At 74.2% G+C, this 23,568-nt stretch carries 28 protein-coding genes; 19 read left to right on the top strand and 9 right to left on the bottom strand.

Features of this window, described 5'->3' with window-relative positions:
* Nucleotides 1-77 precede the first annotated feature (77 nt).
* Entirely contained in the window at nt 78-1,178 is a 1,101-nt protein-coding gene (gene pstS / locus ACYVI6_RS09610) for a phosphate ABC transporter substrate-binding protein PstS (RefSeq protein ID WP_460446159.1), read from the bottom strand.
* A 219-nt stretch (nt 1,179-1,397) separates the two neighbouring features.
* Here pstS and ACYVI6_RS09605 point away from each other — a divergent pair, with 219 nt between their 5' ends.
* The gene (locus ACYVI6_RS09605; RefSeq protein ID WP_284289356.1) at nt 1,398-2,009 is read left to right on the top strand and encodes a TIGR03086 family metal-binding protein; all 612 of its coding nucleotides are present in this window, start codon (nt 1,398-1,400) and stop codon (nt 2,007-2,009) included.
* A gap of 24 nt (nt 2,010-2,033) precedes the next feature.
* Here the strand turns inward: ACYVI6_RS09605 and ACYVI6_RS09600 are convergent, their stop codons facing one another.
* Genes ACYVI6_RS09600 through mshD form a run of 3 tightly spaced genes read right to left on the bottom strand, consistent with a single transcriptional unit; the run spans nt 2,034 to nt 6,128 of the window.
* Entirely contained in the window at nt 2,034-2,993 is a 960-nt protein-coding gene (locus ACYVI6_RS09600) for an NUDIX hydrolase (RefSeq protein ID WP_460446158.1), read from the bottom strand.
* Nucleotides 2,990-5,158, bottom strand: coding sequence for an RNA degradosome polyphosphate kinase (locus ACYVI6_RS09595; protein WP_460446157.1), 2,169 nt, complete (start codon nt 5,156-5,158; stop codon nt 2,990-2,992). Before ACYVI6_RS09595 ends, ACYVI6_RS09600 begins: the two co-directional genes overlap by 4 nt.
* A gap of 58 nt (nt 5,159-5,216) precedes the next feature.
* Complete coding sequence (gene mshD, locus ACYVI6_RS09590; protein WP_460446156.1) at nt 5,217-6,128, bottom strand: mycothiol synthase; 912 nt, start codon at nt 6,126-6,128, stop codon at nt 5,217-5,219.
* A gap of 161 nt (nt 6,129-6,289) precedes the next feature.
* Here mshD and ACYVI6_RS09585 point away from each other — a divergent pair, with 161 nt between their 5' ends.
* Nucleotides 6,290-8,206 (top strand): bifunctional metallophosphatase/5'-nucleotidase, encoded by a 1,917-nt coding sequence (locus tag ACYVI6_RS09585; protein WP_460446155.1) that lies wholly within the window; start codon nt 6,290-6,292, stop codon nt 8,204-8,206.
* An 88-nt stretch (nt 8,207-8,294) separates the two neighbouring features.
* Here the strand turns inward: ACYVI6_RS09585 and ACYVI6_RS09580 are convergent, their stop codons facing one another.
* Nucleotides 8,295-9,014 (bottom strand): winged helix-turn-helix transcriptional regulator, encoded by a 720-nt coding sequence (locus ACYVI6_RS09580; protein WP_460446154.1) that lies wholly within the window; start codon nt 9,012-9,014, stop codon nt 8,295-8,297.
* A 211-nt stretch (nt 9,015-9,225) separates the two neighbouring features.
* Between ACYVI6_RS09580 and ACYVI6_RS09575 the strand changes: the two genes are divergently transcribed.
* The 3 genes from ACYVI6_RS09575 (at nt 9,226) to ACYVI6_RS09565 (ending at nt 11,114) form a co-directional block, all read left to right on the top strand.
* A complete protein-coding gene (locus ACYVI6_RS09575) occupies nt 9,226-9,465 on the top strand; it encodes a MoaD/ThiS family protein (RefSeq protein WP_460446153.1) in 240 nt (79 codons plus the stop codon).
* Between the two features lie 285 nt (nt 9,466-9,750).
* Nucleotides 9,751-10,551: a hypothetical protein gene (locus ACYVI6_RS09570; protein WP_460446152.1), complete on the top strand. Its 801-nt coding sequence runs from the start codon at nt 9,751-9,753 to the stop codon at nt 10,549-10,551.
* Nucleotides 10,548-11,114: an arsenate reductase/protein-tyrosine-phosphatase family protein gene (locus tag ACYVI6_RS09565; RefSeq protein WP_460446151.1), complete on the top strand. Its 567-nt coding sequence runs from the start codon at nt 10,548-10,550 to the stop codon at nt 11,112-11,114. The genes ACYVI6_RS09570 and ACYVI6_RS09565 overlap by 4 nt, the downstream gene beginning before the upstream one ends.
* On the opposite strand, the gene ACYVI6_RS09560 is transcribed toward ACYVI6_RS09565, so the two are convergent.
* The gene (locus ACYVI6_RS09560) at nt 11,089-11,709 is read right to left on the bottom strand and encodes a dTDP-4-dehydrorhamnose 3,5-epimerase family protein (RefSeq protein WP_460446150.1); all 621 of its coding nucleotides are present in this window, start codon (nt 11,707-11,709) and stop codon (nt 11,089-11,091) included. The genes ACYVI6_RS09565 and ACYVI6_RS09560 overlap by 26 nt on opposite strands.
* Before the next feature lie 76 nt (nt 11,710-11,785).
* Here ACYVI6_RS09560 and rfbD point away from each other — a divergent pair, with 76 nt between their 5' ends.
* Nucleotides 11,786-12,604 (top strand): dTDP-4-dehydrorhamnose reductase, encoded by an 819-nt coding sequence (gene rfbD, locus ACYVI6_RS09555; RefSeq protein ID WP_460446174.1) that lies wholly within the window; start codon nt 11,786-11,788, stop codon nt 12,602-12,604.
* Here rfbD and rfbA read toward each other — a convergent pair.
* On the bottom strand, nt 12,601-13,470 hold the full coding sequence (gene rfbA / locus ACYVI6_RS09550; RefSeq protein ID WP_460446149.1) for a glucose-1-phosphate thymidylyltransferase RfbA: 870 nt from the start codon (nt 13,468-13,470) through the stop codon (nt 12,601-12,603). The two genes, rfbD and rfbA, sit on opposite strands and share 4 nt — an antisense overlap.
* 43 nt (nt 13,471-13,513) lie before the next feature.
* Here rfbA and rfbB point away from each other — a divergent pair, with 43 nt between their 5' ends.
* Nucleotides 13,514-14,482 (top strand): dTDP-glucose 4,6-dehydratase, encoded by a 969-nt coding sequence (rfbB, locus tag ACYVI6_RS09545; RefSeq protein ID WP_460446148.1) that lies wholly within the window; start codon nt 13,514-13,516, stop codon nt 14,480-14,482.
* 31 nt (nt 14,483-14,513) lie between these two features.
* Here rfbB and ACYVI6_RS09540 read toward each other — a convergent pair whose 3' ends face one another.
* Nucleotides 14,514-14,876 (bottom strand): DsrE family protein, encoded by a 363-nt coding sequence (locus ACYVI6_RS09540; protein ID WP_460446147.1) that lies wholly within the window; start codon nt 14,874-14,876, stop codon nt 14,514-14,516.
* Nucleotides 14,877-15,046: 170 nt separating this feature from the next.
* Between ACYVI6_RS09540 and ACYVI6_RS09535 the strand changes: the two genes are divergently transcribed.
* The 11 genes from ACYVI6_RS09535 (at nt 15,047) to ACYVI6_RS09485 (ending at nt 22,739) form a co-directional block, all read left to right on the top strand.
* Nucleotides 15,047-15,538 carry a heme-binding beta-barrel domain-containing protein gene (locus ACYVI6_RS09535; protein WP_460446146.1) on the top strand — a complete coding sequence of 164 codons (492 nt, stop codon included), beginning with the start codon at nt 15,047-15,049 and terminating at the stop codon, nt 15,536-15,538.
* Nucleotides 15,539-15,579: 41 nt separating this feature from the next.
* Nucleotides 15,580-16,629, top strand: coding sequence for a CAF17-like 4Fe-4S cluster assembly/insertion protein YgfZ (gene ygfZ / locus ACYVI6_RS09530; RefSeq protein ID WP_460446145.1), 1,050 nt, complete (start codon nt 15,580-15,582; stop codon nt 16,627-16,629).
* A gap of 10 nt (nt 16,630-16,639) precedes the next feature.
* A complete protein-coding gene (locus ACYVI6_RS09525; protein ID WP_460446144.1) occupies nt 16,640-17,218 on the top strand; it encodes an RsiG family protein in 579 nt (192 codons plus the stop codon).
* Nucleotides 17,219-17,288: 70 nt separating this feature from the next.
* Nucleotides 17,289-17,675 (top strand): helix-turn-helix domain-containing protein, encoded by a 387-nt coding sequence (locus ACYVI6_RS09520; protein WP_460446143.1) that lies wholly within the window; start codon nt 17,289-17,291, stop codon nt 17,673-17,675.
* Nucleotides 17,672-18,304, top strand: a complete 633-nt coding sequence (locus ACYVI6_RS09515; RefSeq protein ID WP_460446142.1) for a hypothetical protein — start codon at nt 17,672-17,674, stop codon at nt 18,302-18,304. Before ACYVI6_RS09520 ends, ACYVI6_RS09515 begins: the two co-directional genes overlap by 4 nt.
* Nucleotides 18,305-18,337: 33 nt before the next feature.
* Nucleotides 18,338-18,667, top strand: coding sequence for a DUF2516 family protein (locus ACYVI6_RS09510; protein WP_460446141.1), 330 nt, complete (start codon nt 18,338-18,340; stop codon nt 18,665-18,667).
* A 64-nt stretch (nt 18,668-18,731) separates the two neighbouring features.
* Entirely contained in the window at nt 18,732-19,109 is a 378-nt protein-coding gene (locus ACYVI6_RS09505; protein ID WP_460446140.1) for a phosphomannose isomerase type II C-terminal cupin domain, read from the top strand.
* A 90-nt stretch (nt 19,110-19,199) separates the two neighbouring features.
* Nucleotides 19,200-20,240, top strand: a complete 1,041-nt coding sequence (locus ACYVI6_RS09500; protein ID WP_460446139.1) for a GGDEF domain-containing protein — start codon at nt 19,200-19,202, stop codon at nt 20,238-20,240.
* A gap of 22 nt (nt 20,241-20,262) precedes the next feature.
* Nucleotides 20,263-21,207: an asparaginase gene (locus ACYVI6_RS09495; RefSeq protein WP_460446138.1), complete on the top strand. Its 945-nt coding sequence runs from the start codon at nt 20,263-20,265 to the stop codon at nt 21,205-21,207.
* A gap of 1 nt (nt 21,208) precedes the next feature.
* Nucleotides 21,209-21,640 (top strand): D-aminoacyl-tRNA deacylase, encoded by a 432-nt coding sequence (dtd, locus tag ACYVI6_RS09490; RefSeq protein WP_460446137.1) that lies wholly within the window; start codon nt 21,209-21,211, stop codon nt 21,638-21,640.
* 91 nt (nt 21,641-21,731) lie between these two features.
* Entirely contained in the window at nt 21,732-22,739 is a 1,008-nt protein-coding gene (locus ACYVI6_RS09485) for a sigma-70 family RNA polymerase sigma factor (protein WP_460446136.1), read from the top strand.
* On the opposite strand, the gene ACYVI6_RS09480 is transcribed toward ACYVI6_RS09485, so the two are convergent.
* Nucleotides 22,632-22,904 carry a hypothetical protein gene (locus tag ACYVI6_RS09480; RefSeq protein ID WP_460446135.1) on the bottom strand — a complete coding sequence of 91 codons (273 nt, stop codon included), beginning with the start codon at nt 22,902-22,904 and terminating at the stop codon, nt 22,632-22,634. The genes ACYVI6_RS09485 and ACYVI6_RS09480 overlap by 108 nt on opposite strands.
* Before the next feature lie 105 nt (nt 22,905-23,009).
* On the opposite strand from ACYVI6_RS09480, the gene ACYVI6_RS09475 reads away from it, so the two are divergent.
* Complete coding sequence (locus ACYVI6_RS09475) at nt 23,010-23,393, top strand: VOC family protein (RefSeq protein ID WP_460446134.1); 384 nt, start codon at nt 23,010-23,012, stop codon at nt 23,391-23,393.
* Nucleotides 23,394-23,568 lie beyond the last annotated feature (175 nt).

Genomic DNA, 23,568 nt, shown 5'->3' with positions numbered 1-23,568 from the left:
GCCGGTGTGCTGGCCGCGGATCGCCCTCCCCACGGCCGGTGGGGCCGTGAGGAGGGCGACGACGCGGGTGGTGCGGTTCAGCTGATGGCGTCGATGGCCGTGTTCACCTTGGTCTGCACCTCGGCGGGCAGCGGCGCGTAGCCGAGCTCCTCGAGGCCGCTCTGCACGTCGCTGCTCGCGAAGTGCTTGAGGAAGGCCTTCTCGAGCGAGGTCTTGGCCGGGTCGAGGCCCTTGCTGCAGACGATCTCGTAGGTCACGAGGACGATCGGGTAGGTGCCGGCGTCCTTCGTGGTGTAGTCGAGCTTGAGGCGCAGGTCGTTGCCCTCGCCGTCCGGCTTGGCCGCGGTGACGGCCTTGCCGGCGGTCTCGCCGGTCAGCTCGACGGCGCCGCCGCCGTTGTCGACCTTCGCGACGCCGAGCTTGTTGTCCTTCGCGTACGACCACTCGACGTACGTGATGGCGCCCTCGGTCGACTTCACCGCGTCGGAGACGCCGGCCGACTTCTCGCGACCCTCGCCGACGCCGCCGCCGAAGGCCTTGCCCGGCTCGATGGTCCAGTCGCTGGGGGCCGCGCCGGCCAGGTACTTCTCGAAGTTCTCCGTGGTGCCCGACTCGTCGGACCGGTAGAACACCTTGATGGCGGTGCTCGGCAGCTTCGCGTCGCCGTTGAGCTTCGCGATGGCCGGGTCGTTCCAGGTCTTCACCTTGCCGGTGAAGATCTGCGCGATGACGGACGGCGTCAGGGTGACGGCGTCGACACCGGGCACGTTGTACGACACGGCGATGGGGCCGGCCACCATGGGCAGGTTCCAGGCCGGGTTGCCGGCGCACCGCTTGGCGGCGGCGTCGACCTCGCCCGCGTCGGCCTTCAGGGCCGAGTCGCTGCCGGCGAAGTCGACCTGACCGCCGGTGAACTGCTTGACGCCCGCACCGGAACCGGTCGGGTTGTAGTTGACGGTCGCGTCGGCGCAGGTGTCGCTGAACGAGGAGATGACCTCCTCGATCGCGTTCTTCTGGGCGGACGAGCCCTCGGCGTTCAGCGTGCCCGAGCAGTCGCTCGAGCTGCTCGAGGAGCTGCCGGAGCCTGCGGTCGTGTTGTCGTCCGAGCCGCACGCCGTGAGGGCGAGCGCGCCCAGCAGGGCAACGCCCGTGAGGCGTCCCAGCCGCTTCATGGTCACTGTCTTGTGTCTCCCGTGCAGGGTCCCGACGGCGCGGTCGCACCGTCTCCGACGACGCTAGGGAGCGCGGATGACTCGCCGGGAGGGCACGGGTGAACGGGCGGTGAACGAGACCGGTCCGTTCCCGGGCCGACCGGCTGCGGGACGGCGACCTGCAGGTGAACGGTCCGACTTGGGACCTTTTCGATGAGTTCCGGCGGCGACCGCGGTCAGTGCTGCGTGACCGACGAACCGTTCGACCTGCACCCCGCCGCTGCCGCGGTCGCGACCCTCGTGGCCGCCGTCCGGGGCGACGCGCTCGGCGACCGCACCCCCTGCCGCGACTACCTGCTCGGCGACGAGCTCGACCACCTCTCGTCGCTGACCTACGCCTTCGCGGCGATGGGCGACAAGACCTTCGACACCCCGGCCGCCCAGGCACGGCTGCAGCGGGAGGGGGCCGGCACGGTGGGGCGGCGCGAGCGGCTGCCGGCGGACTGGCGCGACGATCTCCCCCGCCGGCTGCACGCGCTCGCGGAAGCCTGGGCCGCGCCGTCCGCCTGGGAGGGCACGACGTCGCCGGGCGGCTTCACCATGCCGGCGGCCCAGTGCGCGCGGGTGGCGCTCGGCGAGATCTGCGTGCACGGCTGGGACGTCGCGCGGGCCACCGGGCTGCCGTTCGAGCTCGACCCCGCCACGGCGGCCGTGCTGCGCGCCTACTTCGAGGACGCCGCGCCCGTGCTCAGCACCGGCGGCGCGGGCTTCGACCCGCCGGTCACCGTCCCCGCGGGGGCCAGCGACCTCGAGGTGGCCGTCGCGCTCAGCGGCCGCGACCCCGCCTGGACGCCCTGACCCGGGCCCGCGGCGGCGCACGGGTCAGGCCAGCCCGTGCCGCTCGACGGCCACGACCTGCGCCGCCGCGCCGCGGCCGTGCACGTGCGCGACCAGCGCCTCGCCCTTGACCAGGCCGAGCTTCGCCGACTCGCGCAGCCGGTCGGCGACGCGCGTGTCGCGCGCCCGGTCGCCGAGCGCGGCGACGAACGCCGGCAGCACCGGCCGGTGCGAGCAGACGGCGGCCGGCTCGCCGCGCTCGAGCAGCCGCTCGACCGTCTGCGACGCGCGGTGCGGGTGGGCGGCGTGGCCCTCCTCGCTGAGCGCGCGCCGCAGGCGCAGCCGGGTGCCGGTGGTGGTGGCGTACGGCGCGACCGTGCCGGCGCAGCGCACCGACGACGAGCTGACCACCCGGGTGAAGGCGTAGGCACCGAGCAGCGGCACGAGGTCGTCGGCTCGGCGCAGGCCGCGCTCGTCGAGCGGTCGCCGGTCGTCGGCGTGCTTCCAGGCCTTGCGCGGCACCGACGTCGCGTGCCGCACGACGGCCAGCGGCCAGGTCTCGAGCCGGTCGACCTCGGCCAGCGACGCCAGGGCCCGCAGCTGCTGCAGGTCGCGGCGGTAGTCGAGCAGCGCCCCGGCCTCGTGCGGCGGCAGCCAGCGCACCTCGTCGACCTCGTGCACCAGGTCGGCCTCCTGCTGCAGCACCTGCGCGGCCCAGTAGCGCACCACCTTGTGCCGGGTGCCGGCCGCGCCGCCCACGTCGTACGACGCGTCGGGCAGCGGCACCCCGAGCACGACGCGCAGCCCGGTCTCCTCCAGGCACTCGCGCACGGCAGCCGCCGTCCACGGCTCGCCGTCGTCGAGCTTGCCCTTCGGCCACGACCAGTCGTCGTACTTGGGCCGGTGCACCACCGCCACCTCGATGCCGTCGCCCGCACGACGCCACGGCAGCACCCCCGCCGCACGCACGGTGCACGAGCCGCGGGTGGCGGCGCGGGACGTCACCGCCTGCGGGCCTTGCGCCGCATGCGCTGGCGCTGCTCGGCCGTGTGCTGCTGCAGGTCGAGCAGCGGCGCGCCGTCGGCGTCGAGGTGGTGGCGGGTCCAGCTGCCGTCGGCGCCGAGGTGGAACGAGGAGGTGCCGTCGTCCATCGCGGTGGCGAGCAGCCCCTGCAGCTCGGCGACGTGGCCGCGGTCGAGGATCGGCGTCAGCGCCTCGACGCGGCGGTCGAGGTTGCGGTGCATCATGTCGGCGCTGCCGATCCAGCAGATGGGCTCGCCGCCGTTGCCGAAGAGGAACACCCGAGAGTGCTCGAGGAACCGGCCGAGCACGCTGCGCACCCGGATGGTCTCCGACAGCCCGGGCACGCCCGGCCGGATCGCGCAGATGCCGCGCACCACGACGTCGATCGGCACCCCGGCCTGCGAGGCGCGGTACAGCGCGTCGATCAGCGCCTCGTCGACGATGGAGTTGACCTTGATGGCGATGGACGCCGGACGGCCGGCGCGCGCGTGCTCGGTCTCGGCCTCGATCTGCTCGATCAGCCCGGCGCGCAGCGACCGCGGCGCCACGAGCAGCCGCTTGAACCGGGTGCGGGGGGCGTAGCCGGACAGCTGGTTGAACAGCCGGGTGAGGTCCTCGCCGATGACCGGGTCGGTGGTGAGCAGCCCGAGGTCCTCGTAGAGCCGCGCGGTCTTCGGGTTGTAGTTGCCGGTGCCGACGTGGCAGTAGCGACGCAGGCCGTCGGCCTCCTGCCGCACCACGAGCGACAGCTTGGCGTGGGTCTTCAGGCCGACGATGCCGTAGACGACGTGCACGCCGGACTGCTCGAGCTTGCGGGCCCAGGTGATGTTGGCCTGCTCGTCGAAGCGCGCCTTGATCTCGACGATCGCCAGCACCTGCTTGCCCGCCTCGGCGGCGTCGATCAGGGCGTCGACGATGGGGGAGTCGCCGCTGGTGCGGTAGAGCGTCTGCTTGATCGCGAGCACCCGCGGGTCGTTCGCCGCCTGCTCGAGGAACGCCTGCACCGACGTCGAGAACGAGTCGTACGGGTGGTGCAGCAGGATGTCGCGGGCCCGCATGGCGGCCAGGATGTCGCCCGGCTTGCTGGTCTCGACGCCCTCGGTGAGGTCGCGGTGGGTGCCGGTGAAGAACGGCGGGAACCGCAGCTCGCTGCGCTCGAGGTCGGCGACGAGGTTGAGGCCGCGCAGGTCCAGCGGCGCGGGCAGCTTGTAGACCTCGCTGTCGACCACGCCGAGCTCGCGCACCAGCAGGTCGAGCACGTGGTCGTCGACGTCCTCGTCGACCTCGAGCCGCACCGGCGGCCCGAACCGCCGCCGCATGAGCTCCTTCTCGAGCGCCTGCAGGAGGTTCTCGGCGTCGTCCTCCTCGACCTCGAGGTCCTCGTTGCGGGTGACCCGGAAGCTGTGCGACGCCAGCACGTCCATGCCCGGGAAGAGCTGGTCGAGGTGCGCGGCGATGATGTCCTCGAGGGGCACGAAGCGCGACTTGTACGGGTCGGCGTGGGCCGGCTCGACGGCGGCCGCGCCGGCCGCGGTCTCCTCGACGGCGATGAACCGCGGCAGCAGCGGCGGCACCTTGACGCGGGCGAAGTGCTCCTTCTGCGTCTTGGTGTTGCGGATGACGACCGCGAGGTTCAGCGACAGGCCCGAGATGTAGGGGAACGGGTGGGCCGGGTCGACCGCCAGCGGCGTGAGCACCGGGAAGACCTGGTCGCGGAACATCTCGTGCAGCCGGTCCTGCTCGTGCTGGGCCAGCTCGTCCCACCGCACGACGGTGATGCCCTCGCTGGCGAGCAGCGGGCGCACGGCGTCCTGGAACACCCGGGCGTGCCGGTCGGAGAGCTCGTGCGCGAGCGCGCCGATGGCCTCGAGCTGCTCGCGCGGCTGCAGGCCGGACGCCGTGCGCACCGCCATGCCGGTGGCGATGCGGCGCTTCAGCCCGGCGACGCGGACCATGAAGAACTCGTCGAGGTTGCTGGCGAAGATGGCCAGGAAGCGCGCGCGCTCGAGCAGCGGCAGCGTGTCGTCCTCGGCCAGCTGCAGCACCCGCTGGTTGAACTGCAGCCAGCTGGTCTCGCGGTCGAGGAACCGCTCGCCGCCGTCGAGCTCGACCTGCTCCTCGTGCTCCACGCTCGTCATGCCGCTCATCGTGTCACCGGCAGATGAACCCCGGTAGTCGGACCGGGTGCCTGTGGACGAACGCAGGTCAGGTCGGTCCGACCTGCACGTCCACCGCCCACGGGCCGAAGCCCAGCCGCTCGTAGGTGCGCACCGCCGCGACGTTGTCGCCGTCGACGTACAGCGTGACCTCGCCGAGCCCGCGGTCGGCGAGGTGGCGCAGGCCGGCGACCACCAGCGCGCGGCCCAGGCCCCTTGCCTGGTGCTCGGGCGCGACGGCGACGACGTACACCTCGCCGAGGGGGTCGCGTCGTCCGGCCTCGGGCGGGTGCACCTTCGTCCAGTGGAAGCCGGCCAGCGCGCCGTCCGGGGCGTCGAGCAGCAGGAAGCCGGCGGCGTCGAACCAGGGTTCGGCCAGTCGCGCGCGCAGGTCGTCGAGGGTCCAGCCGCCCTGCTCGGGGTGGTGCGCGAACGCCGCCGCGTTCACCGCGAGCCACGCCTCGTCGTCGACGCCGGGCCGGAACGCGCGCAGCACGAAGCCCTCCGGCAGCGGCGCCTCGGGCAGGTCGGTGAGCGGACGCCGCAGCTGCAGCAGCTCGCGGTGCACGACCCAGCCGAGGGCGTCGGTCAGGGCCCTGGCGCCCTCGAGCCGGCCGTGCGACCAGACCCGCAGCCCCGACGCACCGGCGGTCTCCTGCAGCCGGTGCGCGAGCAGCGTGCCCACGCCGGCGCGGCGGTGCGCGGGGTGCACGACGAGCTCGGCGGACGCCGGACCGGGGCCGTCGCCGGGGTCGAGCTGCCCGTAGCCGAGCAGCTCGTCGCCGTCGCCGAGCACCAGCAGGTGGCGGACGCCCGCCGCCCCGTGCACGGCGTGCAGCATCGCGTCCTCGCTCAGCGGGTGCACGCCGTCGGCCTCGGTGGCAGCGTCGACCAGGGCGCTCACGGCGGTGAGGTCGGTCTGGCCGAGGGTGGTCAGCAGCTCGGTCCGCGGCGTCGGCACCGCCCCAACGTAGCCGGGCGGTGACGGTGCGACGACGGGCGGTCGGACGTGTTCGAATCGGGACGATCGGGGTCTGTCGGGCTGTCGGTGCGGGCCGCTAGGTTCCTGACTGCCCGGTCCCGCGCCGGGCGCACCCGAGCCGATCGCCCGAGGAGCCCCGCATGTCCCGACGTCCCACCCGACGCCGACCGCTGACCCGCGCCACCGCCGTCGTGGGTCTCGCCGCGCTCGCCGTCGCCCTGCCCACCGGCAGCGCGCTGGCGGGCGGTCGCCACGGCGGCCACGGCCACGGCGGTGGTCACGGTGGTCACGGTGGTCACGGCCACCAGCAGCGCACCACCGACATCCAGCTGCTGTCGTTCAACGACCTGCACGGCAACCTCGAGCCGCCGAGCGGCTCCAGCGGCCGGCTGACCACCGGCTACACGGAGTCGACGACGACGCCGTACGCCGCCGTCCCCACCACCGTGAACGCCGGTGGCACGGAGTACCTCGCCACGCACCTGCAGCAGGCACGCAAGGGGCACCGCGACACGGTCACCGCCGCCGCCGGCGATCTCGTCGGTGCGAGCCCGCTGCTGTCGGCCGCCTTCCACGACGAGCCCACCGTCGAGGCGATGAACGCGCTCGGCCTCGACGTCACCTCCGTCGGCAACCACGAGTTCGACGAGGGGTACAAGGAGATCCAGCGCCTCGCCCGCGGCGGCTGCATCGACGACGGCGACGGCGCCGCGAACCAGAACTCGTGCGCCGACCACACCTTCCGCGGCGCGCGCTACCCGATCCTCGCGGCGAACGTGAAGTACGCGGGCACGAACAAGACCATCCTGCCGCCGTACTGGATCAAGACGTTCAAGGACGGCGCGAAGATCGGGTTCATCGGCATGACGCTGAAGGACACCCCGAGCATCGTCACCAAGTCGGGCATCGAGGGCCTGCAGTTCACCGACGAGGCGCAGACGGCGAACGCGCTCGTCCCCGTGCTGAAGCGCCAGGGCGTCAAGGCCATCGTGGTGCTCGTGCACCAGGGCGGCGACCCCGCCACCACGACCTACACCGCCGAGCACGGCACCTACCAGGTCGCGCCGCCGTACGACGCGACCTGCTCGACCGAGACGAAGCAGGGCGTGAAGGGCGCGCAGCTCGAGAGCGACAGCGCGATCCTCGACATCACCCGCCGCCTCGACCCGCAGATCGACATGGTCGTGAGCGGCCACACCCACCAGCCGTACGTCTGCTCGCAGGCCGACAGCAAGGGCCGCCAGCGGCTCATCACCAGCGCCTCGTCGTTCGGCCGGCTCTACACCGAGACGAACCTCACCTACGACCTGCGCAAGGGCGACATCGTCCGCTCGTCGGTCGAGGGCACCAACGTGGTGGTCTCGCGCGACGTGGCGGCCGACCCGAGGCAGTCGTCGATCATCTCGACGTACAAGCGGCTCGTGCAGCCGATCCAGGACCGCGTGCTCGGCCAGGTGGCCGGTGCCGCCGTGCTGCCCAAGCCGACCAGCACCGACCCCGACTCGACGCTCGGCCGCCTCATCGCCGACGCCCAGCTCGCCGACCCGAGCGTCGCCGGCGGCGGCACCCCGCAGATCGCGTTCATGAACCCCGGCGGCATCCGGGGTGACCTGACGCCGGGCGCGAACGGCGACGTCACGTACGGGCAGGCGTTCGCCATCCAGCCGTTCAGCAACTACCTGGTGTCGATGGACCTCAAGGGGTCCGACGTCCTGGCCCTGCTCGAGCAGCAGTTCGCGGACGCGAACGCCGGGTCCAACAGCAAGGTGCTGCAGGTGAGCGACGGGTTCACCTACACCTACAGCGCGTCGGCGCCGGCCGGCTCCAAGGTCGTCGCCGGCTCGGTGAAGCTGCACGGCACGCCCATCGACCCGGCCGCGACGTACCGGGTGGTCGCGAACAACTTCCTGTCCGACGGCGGCGACAACTTCGCGGCCTTCACCAACGGGACGAACAAGATCGTCGGCGGCATCGACATCGACGGGTTCGCGGCGTACCTGAGCAGCCACTCGCCGTACACCCCGGTCGCCACCGACCGGATCACCACCGCCCCCTGACCGGGGCCGAGCACGACGGCGGCCGCCGTCCCCTGCGGGGGGCGGCGGCCGCTGCGCGTTCGTGCCGGACGGCGCCGGCGCGGTCCGGCTACGAGGTGCGCTGGCTCTCGCGGGCGCCGACACCCTCGCGGCCGGGCGCCACGAAGCGGTAGCCGACGTTGCGCACGGTGCCGATCTGCTGCTCGAACTCCGCGCCGAGCTTGGCGCGCAGCCGCCGCACGTGGACGTCGACGGTGCGGGTGCCGCCGTAGTAGTCGTAGCCCCAGACCTCCTGCAGCAGCTGGGCGCGGGTGAAGACCCGGCCGGGGTGCTGCGCGAGGAACTTCAGCAGCTCGAACTCCTTGTAGGTGAGGTCGAGCGAGCGGCCGCGCACCCGCGCCGAGTAGCTCGCCTCGTCGATCACCACGTCACCGGCGCGGATCTCCGGCGCCAGGGTGTCGTCGTCGTCCTCGGCGATGAGCGAGCGGCCGATGGCGAGCCGCACGCGTGCCTCGACCTCGGCCGGGCCGGCGGTCACCAGCAGCACGTCGTCGACGCCCCACTCGGCGGTGACGGCGGCCAGCCCGCCCTCGGTGACCACGAGCAGCAGCGGGGCCGAGACGCCGGTGGTGCGCAGCAGCCGGCACAGCGAGCGGGCCGGCGCCAGGTCGCGGCGGCCGTCGACGAGCACGACGTCGGTGGGTGGGGTCTCGACCAGCGCGGAGGCCTCGGCCGGCAGCACCCGCACGTGGTGACCGAGCAGGCCGAGCGCCGGCAGCACCTCCGAGCTGGGGGTGAGGTCGTTGGTGAGCAGCAGCAGTCGCGCCACGTCAGGGCCCTCCTCTTCGTGCGGCGGAGGACGGTCACCGGCTCGCGGCAGCCGACCTCCAGGATCGGGCCGCGTCGACCGAGTGCTGCGAGGATAGCCCCGCAGGTGTCCGCTGCGTGAGCGTCTGGTCCACTGGGTGAGACGCCGCGTTCACGCGACGGTCATCTGCGCGACGGCTGGACGACCGGGCGCACGAGCGGGTGGAGGCGGCGTGGCAGAGGTGACGGTGCGGTTCTGGGCCGCGGCGCGAGCGGCTGCGGGCACCGACCGGTGCACCGAGCAGGCGGACTCCACCGCGGTGCTCGTCGAGCGGCTGCAGACGCGCGGCCCCGAGCTCACCGCCGTGCTGGCCCGCAGCTCGCTGCTCGTCGACGGCCTCGCCGCCCGGGGCGACGTGCCGCTGCACGACGGACAGGTCGTCGAGGTGCTCCCGCCCTTCGCCGGCGGCTGACCCCGCCTGGCCGCACCCACCACCTGCGCCCCCGCACCTGGCAGCCGTGCCGAGATGCGAGTCGTGGTTGCACAGGCGCCGCCGCGAGCAACCACGACTCGCACCTCGGCAGGGGGAGGGGCGACGGAGGCCGGCCCGCCGAGCTGCCACCTCCGGGGCGCCACGGGGCCGCTTCGACCCCGAGAAGTGGCAGCTCGGCGGCGAGGGTGGCGGGGTGATGAAACGTGGGCGGCACGAGGAGCGGCGACGACCGGGGCCTGGGCCGGGCGCGACTAGGCTGTGCCGGTGCCCGAGACCGCCGACCCCGAGCTGGTCGTGCCGCCGGACGCCGTGGTGCTGCCGAGCCGGCGCGCGACGTGGACGTCGACCGGGCTGACCGCGGCGCTCGCGGCGCTGCTCACCGCCACCGCGTACGTCGGCGCCTGGCCGCTCGCCGCGGTGTGCGCGCTCGGGGCGGCCGCGATGGCGTGGGGGTGGCCGGTGCTGCTGGCGCTGCCGTCGCCGCGCGGCACCACCTCTGTGGTCGCCGGGGGCGGGGTGCTGGCCGCGGTGGCGGTGGCGCTGACCACCGAGGAGCCGCTGCTGCGCTGGCTGTCGCTCGCGCTGGCGGTGTCGGTCGTCGGGGAGTTCGTGCACCAGCTGGCCCGCCGCGACGCGCGGCCGCGGATGGTCGAGTCGGTGACCGGGTCGGTCGCGGGCCTGGTGCTCGTGTCGTCGCTCGCGGCCGTCGTGGCGCTGCCGCGCTCGCCGGTGGGCGGCGGCGGGGTGCTGGTCTGGGCGGTGCCGGTCGCGCTGGCCCTGGTGCCGCTGGCGCTGCCGCTGCCGGGCCGCGTCGCGATGCCGCTCGGCGTCCTCGTCGGCCTGGTCGCCGGCGGCCAGCTCGGCGGGCTTCAGCACGACGGGCACGTCCTGGCCGGGCTGGTCGCGGGGGGGGTGTCCGCCGGCGTCGTGCTGCTGCTGCACCGCCTGCTCGCGGTGCTGCCGCCCGCTGCCGGCTCGCTGGCCGGGCGCGTCGCGCTCGCCGTGGCGCCGTTGGCCGGCAGCGGCATGGTCGCCTACGTCGCCGTCCGGTTGCTGGCCCGGTGAGCGCCCCCGCCCGCGTGCTGGTGGTCTGCACCGGCAACGTCTGCCGCTCGCCCCTGGTCGAGCGCCTGCTGCGCCAGCGGCTCGGCACCGACGCGGTCGACGTCTCGTCGGCCGGCACCCAGGCCCTCGTCGGCGAGCCGATGACCGACCCGGCGGCCGCCGAGCTGGCCGCGCTCGGCGGTGACCCGGACGGCGCATCGGCCCGACAGCTCACGGCCGCCCTGCTCGACGTCGACCTCGTGGTGACCGCGACCCGCGAGCACCGGCGGCAGGTGGTGCAGCTGCAGCCACGGGCACTGCGCCGCACGTTCACCCTGCGGGAGCTGGCCCGGCTGCTCGACGGGGCCGAGGAGGTGCTCGGCGACGACGTCGCCGAGCGGCTGCGGGCGCTGCCACAGCTGGCGGCGTCGCGGCGGGCCGTCGCCGCCCCGGCGTCCGACGCCGACGACGTGAGCGACCCCTACGGGCGCGGACCCGGTGACTACCGCCGCACGACCTCGCAGGTGGTGCCCGCCGTCGAGCTGCTGACGCGGCTGCTCACGGGCGAGCCAGCGACCGCCTGAACGCCAGCGCCTCGTCGTACGTCGGCAGCAGGCCCTGCTGCTCGGCCTCGCGCAGGCTCGGCGCGGCGGTGTCCTTCGGGCTCAGCAGCGGCTCGATCGGCGACCCGTCGCGGCCGGTGGTCGGCCAGTCGATCGCCAGGTCGGGGTCGAGCGGGCTGATGCCGTGCTCGCGGCCGGGGGCGTACGGCGCCGAGCAGAGGTAGGTGACCGTCGAGCCGTCCTGCAGCGAGACGAACGCGTGGCCCAGGCCCTCCGAGAGGTAGACCGCCGCGCGCTCGGTGTCGTCGAGCAGCACCGTCTCGACCTGCCCGAACGTGGGCGACCCGACCCGGATGTCGACCACGACGTCGAGCACCGCGCCGACCGGGCAGGTGACGTACTTGGCCTGGCTGGGCGGCAGCTGCGCGAAGTGGACGCCGCGCACGACCCCCGCCGCCGACACCGACAGGTTCGCCTGGCGCAGGTCCAGCGGGTGCCCGACGGTCTGCTCGAACGCGCTGCCGGCGAACCACTCGAGGAACACCCCGCGGTCGTCGGCGTGCTGCCGCGGCACGATCTTCCAGGCGCCCTCGATGCTCAACGGGGTGATGTCCACGCGTGGGAGACTATCGGCCGTGACCCCGACCCCCTCGCTCCCGAGCACGACGTGGCTGGTCACCGGCGGGCGCGGCATGCTCGGCACCGACCTCGTGACCGCCCTGCAGCGCGCCGGCGCGAGCGTGCGGGCGGTGGGCAGCGCCGAGCTCGACGTGCGCGACGCCGACGCCTGCCGCCGGGCCGCCGAGGGCGTCGACGTCGTGGTGAACTGCGCCGCCTGGACCGCCGTCGACGACGCCGAGACCGCCGAGCCCGCGGCCGCCCAGGTGAACGCGACGGGCGCCGAGCACCTGGCGGTGGCCGCGCGCGAGGCCGGCGCCCGGCTGGTGCAGGTCTCGACCGACTACGTGTTCGACGGCCGGGCCACCAGCCCCTACGCCGAGGACGCGCCGGTGGCGCCGCAGTCCGCGTACGGCCGCACGAAGGCCGACGGCGAGCGGCTGGCGGTGGGTGCGCACACCGACACGCTCGTCGTCCGCACCGCCTGGCTGTACGGCGCGCACGGCCGCTGCTTCCCGCGCACCATCGCCGGCGCCCTCGACCAGCGCGACACCCTCGACGTCGTCGACGACCAGGTCGGCCAGCCCACCTGGACGGCCGACGTCGCCGACCTCGTGCTGCGGCTCGTCGCGGCCGACGCCCCCGCCGGGGCCTACCACGCGACGTCGAGCGGTCAGGTGTCGTGGCACGGCTTCGCGCAGGCCGTGGCCGAGGAGGCCGGCACCGACCCGGCGCGGGTGCGCCCCACGACGTCCGCCGCGTTCGTGCGCCCCGCGCCCCGACCGGCGTACTCGGTGCTCGGCCACGACGCGCTGCGGCGCCTGGGGATCGAGCCGATCGGCGACTGGCGCGAGCGCTTCGCCGTCGCCGCCCCGAGCGTGCTCGGCCGCTAGCGCCCCTGGGCCAGCAGCCCGAGCAGGTACTCGCCGTAGCCGGACTTCGCGAGCGCCTCGGCGCGAGCGCGCAGGCCGTCGTCGCTCAGGAACCCGGCGCGCCAGGCGACCTCCTCGGGGCAGCCGATCTTCAGGCCCTGCCGCGCCTCGACGACGCGGACGAACTCGCCCGCGGCCATCAGCGAGTCGAACGTGCCGGTGTCGAGCCACGCGGTGCCGCGCGGCAGCACCTCGACCTGCAGGCGGCCGGCGTCGAGGTAGGCGCGGTTGACGTCGGTGATCTCGTACTCGCCGCGCGGCGAGGGCTCGAGGTCGCGCGCGATGGCCAGCACGTCGTTGTCGTAGAAGTACAGACCGGGGACGGCGAACGAGCTGCGCGGGTGCTCCGGCTTCTCCTCCAGCGAGACCGCGCGGCCCTCGGCGTCGAACTCGACGACGCCGTACGCCGTCGGGTCGGCCACCTGGTAGGCGAAGACGAGGCCGCCCTCGAGGTCGGTGTGCCGGCGCAGCCGGGTGCCGAGGCCGGGGCCGTAGAAGATGTTGTCGCCCAGCACCAGCGCCACCGAGTCGGAGCCGACGAACTCGGCACCGATGACGAACGCCTGCGCCAGGCCGTTCGGCTCGGGCTGCTGCGCGTAGGCGATGGAGATGCCGAACTGGCTGCCGTCGCCCAGCAGCCGCTCGAACTGCGGCGCGTCGTGCGGCGTGGTGATGACCAGCACGTCGCGGATGCCGGCCAGCACCAGCATCGACAGCGGGTAGTAGACCATCGGCTTGTCGTAGACGGGCACCAGCTGCTTGCTCGTGCCCAATGTGATCGGATGCAAGCGCGTGCCTGATCCGCCTGCCAGAATGATCCCGCGCATCCGCGCACGATATCGGCGCTGGGCACTGGTGGAGGAACGTCGCATGAGGCTGCTCGTCACGGGAGGGGCCGGCTTCATCGGCTCGAACTACGTCCGCCACGCGGCGTCCGGTGACTACGAGGGCCTGCGCGACGCCGAGATCGTGGTGCTCGACAAGCTCACCTACGCCGGTGTGAAGGAGAACCTCGACCCGGTCGCCGACCGCGTCGAGCTCGTCGTCGGCGACATCTGCGACGCCGAGCTGGTGGGCGAGCTGATGCAGCGGGTCGACCAGGTCGTGCACTTCGCCGCCGAGTCGCACGTCGACCGCTCGATCGACGGCGCGGCCGACTTCGTCATGACGAACGTCGTCGGCACGCAGACCCTGCTCGACGCGGCGCTGCGGCACGGCGTCGACCGCTTCGTGCACGTGTCGACCGACGAGGTGTACGGCTCCATCGACGAGGGGTCGTGGACCGAGGACCGCCCGCTCGAGCCGAACTCGCCGTACTCCGCGAGCAAGGCCAGCAGCGACCTCATCGCCCGCGCCTACCACCGCACCCACGGGCTGCCGGTGCTCATCACGCGGTGCAGCAACAACTACGGGCCGTACCAGTTCCCCGAGAAGGTCATCCCGCTCTTCGTCACCAACCTGATGGACGGCGGCACCGTGCCGCTCTACGGCGACGGCCTGAACGTGCGCGACTGGCTGCACGTCGACGACCACTGCCGCGGCATCGAGCTGGTGCGCGCGGGCGGCCGCGCCGGCGAGGTCTACAACATCGGCGGCGGCACCGAGCTGACCAACCGCGAGCTCACCGAGCGGCTGCTCGCTGCGTCCGGCAAGGACTGGGGCAGCGTGGTGCCGGTCGAGGACCGCAAGGGTCACGACCGCCGGTACAGCGTCGACATCGGCAAGATCAGCGCCGAGCTCGGCTACGCCCCGCAGGTCGAGTTCGACGCCGGCCTGGCGGACGCGATCGAGTGGTACCGCGGCAACCGCGAGTGGTGGGAGCGCCTCAAGCAGCGCTGAGCCCGGCTCAGCACCCGAGCGCCTGCGCGGCTCAGTACACGAGCGCCTGCGCCCCCTCGCGCAGCGCCTCCTCGACGAACACGGCGGCGCCGGCGATCCGCACGCCCGCCAGCACGTCGTCCGGCCCGATGTCGCGGCGGGCCGCGCACTGGGTGCACAGGGTGACCCGGCCGTCGGCGAGCAGCGCGTCGAGCAGCTCGGGCAGGGGCGCGCTGTGCGGCAGCTCGAAGGACGCCGCGCGGCCGGGCAGCGCGAACCACGCCGACTCCCCGGTGAGCCACAGGCTCACGGCGACGCCGGCGGCGAGCGCCGTCGACGCCACCGTGAACGCCTGCGAGCAGCGCTCGGGGGCGTCCGCCCCGGCCGTGACCTTGACCACCAGTGACCGTGCCATGGCCTCACGGTACGGCGCGGCGGGTCGGCGCCGACTAGGCTCGGCCGGGTGAGTGGTCTCGAGATCTTCTACCTCTGCGTGCTCATCGCGTCGGCGGCCGCCATCACCTGGTTCGCCGGGTTCGTGGTGTACCGGCTGTACCGCGGCCAGCACTGAGACGGGGCGGCGACGTGCAGCTCGACCCCGACCTGCCCCCTGCCCTGGTGCCGCTCGCCTGGGTGATCGGGCGCTGGCAGGGCGCCGGCGTCATCGGCTACCCGGGCACCGAGTCGGCCAACTTCGGTCAGGAGCTCGACGTGTGGCACGACGGCCGCCCGTTCCTGCACCACCGCAGCACCACCTGGGTGCTCGACGACGCCGGTGAGCAGGTGCGGCCGCTCGGTACCGAGACCGGCTACTGGCGCCCGGGCCGCGACGGCGAGCTGGAGCTGCTGCTGGCCAACCCCGACGGCTTCCTCGAGCTGTACGCCGGCACGGTCGAGGGGCCGCGGATCACCCTGCAGACCGACGCCGTGGTGCGGACGCCGGACGCCGAGGAGTACACCGCCGCGAGCCGGCTCTACGGCCTGGTCGAGGGCGACCTGCTCTGGGCGCTCGACAAGGCGGCCGGCGGGCACCCGCTGCAGTCGCACATGTCGGCCCAGCTCAAGCGCGTCTCGTAGCCCGGGGGAATCAGGTGACCGGGGCCGACGCTGACCACCGCATGACGAGTCCCCTGCTGTCGCGTGCCGGTGCGGTCGCTGCCGAGGGCGTGGACGCGGGCGTCGCCTGGCACCACGGCGACCCGGTGCGCGAGCAGCGGCTGCTCGAGGAGGGCCTGGCGGTCGTCGACCTGTCCAACCGCTCCGTCGTCACGGTGACCGGCCCCGACCGGCTCTCGTGGCTGCACTCCATCACCACCCAGCACCTGACCGGGTTGCCGCCGCGCACGTCGACCGAGACGCTCGTGCTCAGCCCCAAGGGGCACGTCGAGCACGCGCTGCACGTCGTCGACGACGGCGAGACCACCTGGCTGACGGCGGAGCCGGGGACGGGCGCGGCGCTCACCACGTGGCTGCGCAGCATGCAGTTCATGCTGCGCGTAGAGACCACCGACCGCACCGACGACTTCGCGGTGGTCGGCGAGCCGGTCGACCGCGAGGGCGCCGAGGGCGAGCCGCCGACCTGGCGCGACCCGTGGCCGGCCGTCGCCGAGGGCAGCGCGTCGTACGCCGCGGTGCCGGACGACGAGCACCCGGGCGCCGACCGCGCGTGGCGCGAGGTGATCGTGCCGCGCGCCGAGCTGGAGGCGTTCGTCGGCGACCGCCCGCTGGCCGGCACCTGGGCCGCCGAGGCGCTGCGCGTCGCGGCGTGGCGACCGCGGCTCGGCCTCGACACCGACCACCGGACGATCCCGCACGAGGTCGACTGGCTGCGCACCGCCGTCCACCTGTCGAAGGGCTGCTACCGCGGCCAGGAGACGGTGGCCCGGGTGCACAACCTCGGGCAGCCGCCGCGCCGCCTGGTGATGCTGCACCTCGACGGCTCCGGGCACCTGCTGCCCGAGGCGGGCACCGAGCTCGAGCTCGACGGCCGCACCGTCGGCCGGATCACCACGGCGGCCCGCCACCACGAGCTGGGCCCGGTGGCGCTCGCGGTCGTGAAGCGCTCGACCCCGGTCGACGCGGTGCTGCTCGCGGCCGGCGTGACGGCCGCGCAGGAGGTCGTCGTGGCCGCCGACAGACCGGTGCGGCGGGCGCGTCGTACCGCGTAGGCTGCGCGCCATGACGATCCAGACGCACGAGGGTGGGCGACGTCCGATCGACCGGATCCTCTCCCCGGGCTTCGCCGACGACGTCCGCTCGCTCGAGTTCGCCGAGTTGCGCTCGCGCCGCCACGAGGCCGAGCAGGAGGAGGTCGACCTCAGCTACGCGCGGCGCCTGCTGCAGGGTCGCCTCGACCTGATCCGCGCCGAGCAGGCGCAGCGCGCCAGCGCACGCGCGGGTGCCGACGCCGGCGAGCGCACCGACGCCGAGTTCGTCCACGACCTCGCCAAGGTGCTGTCGGACGACGGCCCGCGCAGCGACCACGGCCTGGGCCGGCACATGACCGCCGAGCCGAGTCGCGTCGGCGAGCACCGCCGTCTCGCCGAGCAGGCCGTCGACGACGTGCAGGCGTCCGACCCCTCGGCCCTGGGCGACGACGAGCTGGTCACCGCGGTCGACCACCTCCGCCGCATCGAGCAGGCCATCAGCGAGAACCGGCACAAGGTGCAGGCCGTCATGGACGTGCTCACCGCCGAGGTGGCCCGCCGCTACCGCGACGGCGAGGCGCACGTCGAGGACGTGCTCGTCACCGAGTAGCACCCGGCGTGAGCGGGGTCACCGTCCCCGCGGGTTGTGCCTGCTAACCAGAGCAAGCATGCTGGCAAGCATGACGTCCCTCACCGACGACCTCGGTGCCTACCTGCGCGAGCAGCGGCAGAGCGCCAAGCTCTCGCTGCGCCAGCTCGCGGCGGTCGCGGGCGTCAGCAACCCCTACCTCAGCCAGATCGAGCGGGGGCTGAAGAAGCCGAGCGGCGAGATCCTGCAGCAGCTGGCCAAGGGGCTGCGCATCTCCGCCGAGACGCTGTACGTGAAGGCCGGGCTGCTCGAGGAGCAGACCGCCCAGCAGGTCGAGACCAAGGCGGCGCTGCTCGCCGACCCCGGCCTGACCGAGCGGCAGAAGCGCGTGCTGCTCGACGTCTACGACGCGTTCTGCCTCGAGAACGGCCGCGCCGGCGACACCGCCACCCCCACCACGACCGAAGGAGCCTCATGACCCTCGTCGACGACATCCGCACGTCGCTGCGCGACACCACCCCCGTCTACGCCGTGGTCGGTGCCACCGACCTGGCCGTGCACCGCGCCCGCCTGGTGCGCGAGCAGGCCCGCCGCATCGACCTCGCCGCCGTGCCGGCCCGGCTGCAGCAGCGCCTGACGACCACCGCCGTGCAGGTGCCGGCCGTCGCCGTCAGCCGCACGCTGGGCGCGGCCGGCCGCGCCGAGGAGGCCTACGGCGAGCTCGCCGAGCGCGGCCGCCACCTCGTGCAGCGCGTGCAGGGCCAGCAGGCCACCCAGGACCTGCTCACCCAGGCCAACACCACGCTGGCCCGCGGTCGCGCCGTCACCAGCACGGTGCGCAAGGTCGTCGTCGACACGGTGCCCGCCGCCCGCGCCACCCTGACGCGCGGCCGCACCGACGCCGAGACCGTCGCGGCCGACGTCCGCGAGTCGGCGACCACCCGCACGGCGCCCACCAAGTCGGCCGCGAAGCGCACCCGCACCACCGCGACGAAGCGCGCGGCGACCGCCCGCACCACCGCGAAGTCGGCTCGCACCAGCGCCCGCACCACGGCGTCCACCGCGACGAAGGCGACGAAGCGCGCGGCGGCGAAGGTCGGCGACTGACCGCCTGCCGCGCGCACCGGTAGCGTTGCGCCCGTGTTCGCCCTCCAGTCCGCCCAGCAGGTGGTCTTCCTCGCGCTCGGCGTCCTCGCGTTCGTCGTGCAGGTCGTCGCGCTCGTCGACGGCCTCCGGCGTCCGGCCGGTGCGTACGTCGCCGCCGGCAAGCTGACCAAGCAGCGCTGGGTGCTGATCCTCGCCGTGGCGACCGCGATCGGGTTCGTCTCCTTCCTCAGCAACCCGCTGGGGTTCCTGAACCTGATCGCGTTCGTGGCGGCCGCGGTCTACCTCGTCGACGTCCGGCCCGCGCTGCAGCGGGTCGGCGGCGGGGGTGGCCGCGGATCACGGGGACCGGCTGGTCCGTGGTGAGCACCGGCCCGGCACAGCGTCGTCCTGGCCCGTCCCCGACGTCGACAGCCCTCCAGGAGCAGCAGTGACCGAGCAGGCCTTCCACCGCGACGACCCGCGGCCGGAGTACTTCAGCACCGACCGCCCGTGGGGCAGCTTCCAGCAGTTCTCCACCAACGAGCCCACGACCGTCAAGATCATCACGGTCACCCCGGGCCATCGGCTGAGCCTGCAGACCCACACCGGCCGGGCCGAGATGTGGCGCATCCTCGACGAGCCGATGGAGGTCACCGTCGGCGACCGCACCTGGACGGCGGCCGTCGGCGAGGAGGTCTGGGTGCCCACCGGCGCCGTGCACCGCATGGCGAACCGCGGCGAGCGGCCCGCGAGCCTGCTCGAGATCGGGTACGGGCACTTCGACGAGGACGACATCGAGCGGCTCGAGGACGACTACTCGCGCTGAGCCCCCGAGGTCCACCGGCCGAACCCGGCGCCTGCCGCGGCTCGGTCGGTGGACCTCAAGCGCGGTGCCCGCCGGGTCGATGCACGGCCCGTGAACCGCCTCGCGCAGCGCCTCCTGGCCGTCGTCGACATCACCACGACGACGTCGGCGGCTCGGCTGTCGGGCGTGCTCTGCCTGTTCTTCGCACTGGTCGTCGCCGTCTCGGCCGCCTACGTCGCACCCGCCCACGACCGGGCCGGGCTGCGGGTGGCGCTGCTCGTCGCCGCCGGGCACCTCGTCGTCGCCGCTCTCGCCCCGCTGCTGCCCTGGCAGCGCTGGGACCTGCGCAGCGCACTCGTCGTGCCGTGCTGCTCGCTGCTGCTGCTGGCGTCGCTCGGGCGCGTCGACGCCGACGTCAGCTCCGCGTACGTCGCGCTGCTCACGCTGTGGATCCTCTTCGTGGGCATCACCCAGCGGCTTCGCGTGGCGTGGGCCTTCCTCGTGCCGACGCTGGTGACGTGGCTGTGCATGGTCGGCCCGCTGAACCCCGCGCTGCGCGTGCGCTTCGCGCTGACCCTGCTGGTCTGGCTGGTGCTCGCCGGCGTGCTGTCGGTGCGCACGTCGCGGCTCGCCGGGCAGACCGAGGCGCTGCTCCACGCCGTCGCCACCGACCCGCTGACCGGGCTGCCCAACCGGCGGGCCCTCGACCGCGCGCTCGGGGGACTGCGAGCCGGCGACGTGATCGTGGTGCTCGACCTCGACCACTTCAAGCTGGTCAACGACACCCACGGTCACGAGCGCGGCGACGAGGTGCTCGTCGCCTTCGGCTCGGTGCTGCGCGACAGCGTCCGCGGCAGCGACCTGGTGGCTCGCTACGGCGGCGAGGAGTTCGTGCTCGTCGTCCGCACCGACGCCGAGGGGCTGGGTGCCGTCGCGGTGCTCGAGCGGCTGCGGGTGCGGTGGTCGTTCGTCGAGCCGGGCATCACCTGGTCGGCCGGCGCGGCGGTGCACCTCGAGGGCGTGCGGCCGCAGGACACGGTGCAGGAGGCCGACCGCGCGCTGTACGAGGCCAAGGCGACCGGCCGCGACCGCGTCGTGGCCGCCACCCCGTCGCCGTCCCTCGCCGGTCTGGCCACCGCAAGCAGCCGCTGACCGGGCCGGTACCGTCTGCCGCGTGCCGCACGTGCCCCTGGTCGAGGTCGTCCGCTCCGGGTTCGTCGAGTCGGTGCACCACGGCAGCGTCGTGGTGCTCGACGCCGACGGCAGCGCCCTGCTCGAGCTGGGCGACACCACCTCGCCGATCTTCCCGAGGTCGTCGAACAAGCTCGCGCAGGCCGCCGCGATGGTGGGGTGCGGGCTCGACCTCAGCGGCGAGCTGCTGGCCCTGTCGGCCGCCTCGCACTCGGGCGAGCCGTTCCACCTGCGGGCCGTGCAGCGGGTGCTCGAGCTGGCCGGGCTGCCCGAGTCGGTGCTTCGCAACACCCCCGACCTGCCGTTCGACCGCGTCGAGCGGCGCGCCTGGGTGCGGGCCGGCCGAGAGCCGTCGTCCGTCGCGCAGAACTGCTCCGGCAAGCACGCGGGGATGGTCACCACCTGCGTGCGCGCCGGCTGGGACGTCGGCACCTACCTGCACGTCGACCACCCGCTGCAGCAGGCCATGGCGTCGACGCTCGGCGAGCTGGCCGGCGAGCCGGTGGCGGCGACCGGCGTCGACGGCTGCGGTGCGCCGGTGATGGCCGTCTCGCTGACCGGCCTGGCGCGGTCGTTCGCCGCGCTGGCCGTCGCCGACGCCGGGTCGCCTGGGGGGCGGGTCGCCCAGGCGGTCCGCGCGCACCCCGAGTTCGTCGCCGGCACCCGGCGCGACGCCACTCGGCTGATGCGGCAGGTGCCGGGCGCCATCGCGAAGGACGGTGCCGAGGCGGTGTACGCGGCCGCGCTGCCCGACGGTCGGGCGGTCGCCCTGAAGATCGCGGACGGCGGTGACCGGGCCCGTCCCGTCGTCATGGGCGCGGCGCTGCGCGTGCTCGGGCTGCCGCAGCAGCAGATCGGCTTCCTCGAGGAGTCGCCCGTGCTGGGCCACGGCGCCCCGGTCGGCGCCGTCCGCGCGATCGGCTTCTAGCGTGCGGGCCCTCGTGCAGCGGGTGACGTCGGCGCGGGTGGTGGTCGAGGGCGACGTCGTCGGCGAGCTGCCGGCCGGCGGTCAGGGCCTGCTGGTGCTGGTCGGCGTGACCCACGACGACGGGCCGGAGCAGGTGGCGACCGTCGTGCGCAAGGTGGCCGACCTCCGGGTGCTCGACGCCGAGCGCTCGGCAGTCGACGCCGGTGCTCCGGTGCTCGTCGTCAGCCAGTTCACCCTCTACGCCGACACCCGCAAGGGGCGTCGGCCGTCCTGGTCGGCCGCCGCGCCGGGCCAGGTGGCCGAGCCGCTCGTCGAGGCCGTGGTCGAGGGGCTGCGCGAGCGCGGGCTGCACGTCGAGACCGGCCGGTTCGGCGCGCACATGCAGGTCGAGCTCGTGAACGACGGTCCGATGACGCTGCTGCTGGAGGCCTGAGGCGCGGCTCTGCCCTCGGCTCTTCCGCGCTGTCGGTGGCCTTGGCTACGTTGGTCGAGGTCGGGCCGAGGGGGCCCGCGGAGGGAGCGCCATGACCGACGTCCTGCACACCGACGAGGTGGCCGAGCAGCCCGTCGCGCGGCCGACCGAGCACGACCTGCAGCCGTTCCGGCGCGAGCTGACCGGCTACTGCTACCGCATGCTCGGTTCCGCGTTCGACGCCGACGACGCCGTGCAGGAGACGATGGTGCGGGCCTGGAAGGCGCTCGACCGCTTCGAGGGCCGCTCCAGCCTGCGGTCCTGGCTGTACCGCATCGCCACCAACGTCTGCCTCGACCACCTCGACGCGCGCGGACGCCGGGCGCTGCCGATGGACATGTCGCCCGACCCCTCCGCGCCGGTCGTCGAGTCGCTCGGCACGCCGAGCCCCGAGGGCACCTGGGTCGAGCCCGCGCCCACCACGATGCTGCAACCGGCCGGCGACCCGGCCGACCTGGCGGTGGCCCGCGAGGGCGTCAAGCTCGCCTTCGTCGCCGCGCTGCAGACCCTGCCCCCGAAGCAGCGCGCCGTGCTGGTGCTGCGCGAGGTGCTGCGCTGGCACGCCGACGAGGTCGCCGAGCTGCTCGAGACCACCGTCGCGTCGGTCAACAGCGCGCTGCAGCGGGCCCGGGCGACGCTCGCCGACCGCGACCTCGGCGACGAGGCCGTGCGCGTCGACGAGATGACCGACGAGCAGCGCGCGCTGCTGCAGCGCTACGTGTCGGCCTTCGAGCGCTACGACATGGACGCGCTGGTCAGCGTGCTGCGGCAGGACGCGACGATGTCGATGCCGCCCTACGCGCTGTGGCTGTCGGGCGTCGACGACATCGTGGCCTGGCACGTCGGGCCGGGGCACGGCTGCCGCGGCTCGCGCACGCAGCTGCTGACGGCCAACGGGCTGCCGGCGATGGCCACGTGGAAGCCGCGCGAGGGCGGCGGCTACCAGCCGTGGTCACTCGTCGTCGTCGAGCTGAGCGGTGAGCGGATCCACCGCACCACCCACTTCCTCGACGTCGAGCGGCTGTTCCCGCTGTTCGGGCTGCCCCTCGAGCTCGACTGACGCGGGGCTCGCCGGCAGCAGGTCGCTCAGGCCGAGCAGCTCGACGAGCTCGAGCAGCCGGTGGTCGGGGTCGCGCCACACCAGCTCGGCCCCCAGGCGCCGCGCCTCCAGCTGCAGGCGGGCCAGCGCGGCGACGTCCCCGACGTCCGGCTCGCGCTGCTGCATGCCCCTACGACCGACGCCGCGCGCGGGACTCATCGTCGGGCCGATGACTCCACGACCCGGCACCGGTCGACACCGGTGACCAGCACCCGACCGGAGGGAGCCACCGTGCTCACCGACAGCAAGGCCTTCAGCGGCTTCTCCGTGCGCGACGTCGAGGAGGCGCGGGCCTTCTACGCCGACGTCCTGGGCGTGCGCACCGAGGTGCACGACGGCGGCATCATGACGCTGCACCTGGGCGGCGGCACCGACGTGATCGCCTACCCGAAGCCGAACCACCAGCCCGCCGGGTTCACCGTGCTGAACTTCCCGGTGCCCGACGTCGACGCCGCGGTGCGCGTGCTGGCCGGGCGCGGGGTCGTGTTCGAGCGCTACGACGGGATGCCGCAGGACGAGCACGGCGTCATGCACGACAACGGGCCGACGATCGCCTGGTTCACGGATCCGTCTGGCAACATCTGCTCGGTCATCGAGGTCCAGGCGCAGGACTGACCCGAACGGGTCAAGGCCGGCGGCGGACCGGTCGAAGGGGAGCCCATGCGCCGAAGCCGTCTCGCCCTGCCCGTCGCCGCCGCTGCCGTCGTCGCCGTGACCGGCACCCTCGCCGCGGCCGCCCCGTCGTCGGGTGCCCCGCGCACCGCGCCGGCCACCGCGGCCGCGCCGCGGG

It is taken from the genome of Angustibacter aerolatus (genome assembly GCF_054776675.1).
The sequence above is the reverse complement of the archived record's forward strand: the minus strand, read 5'-3'. Positions and strand labels throughout refer to the sequence as shown.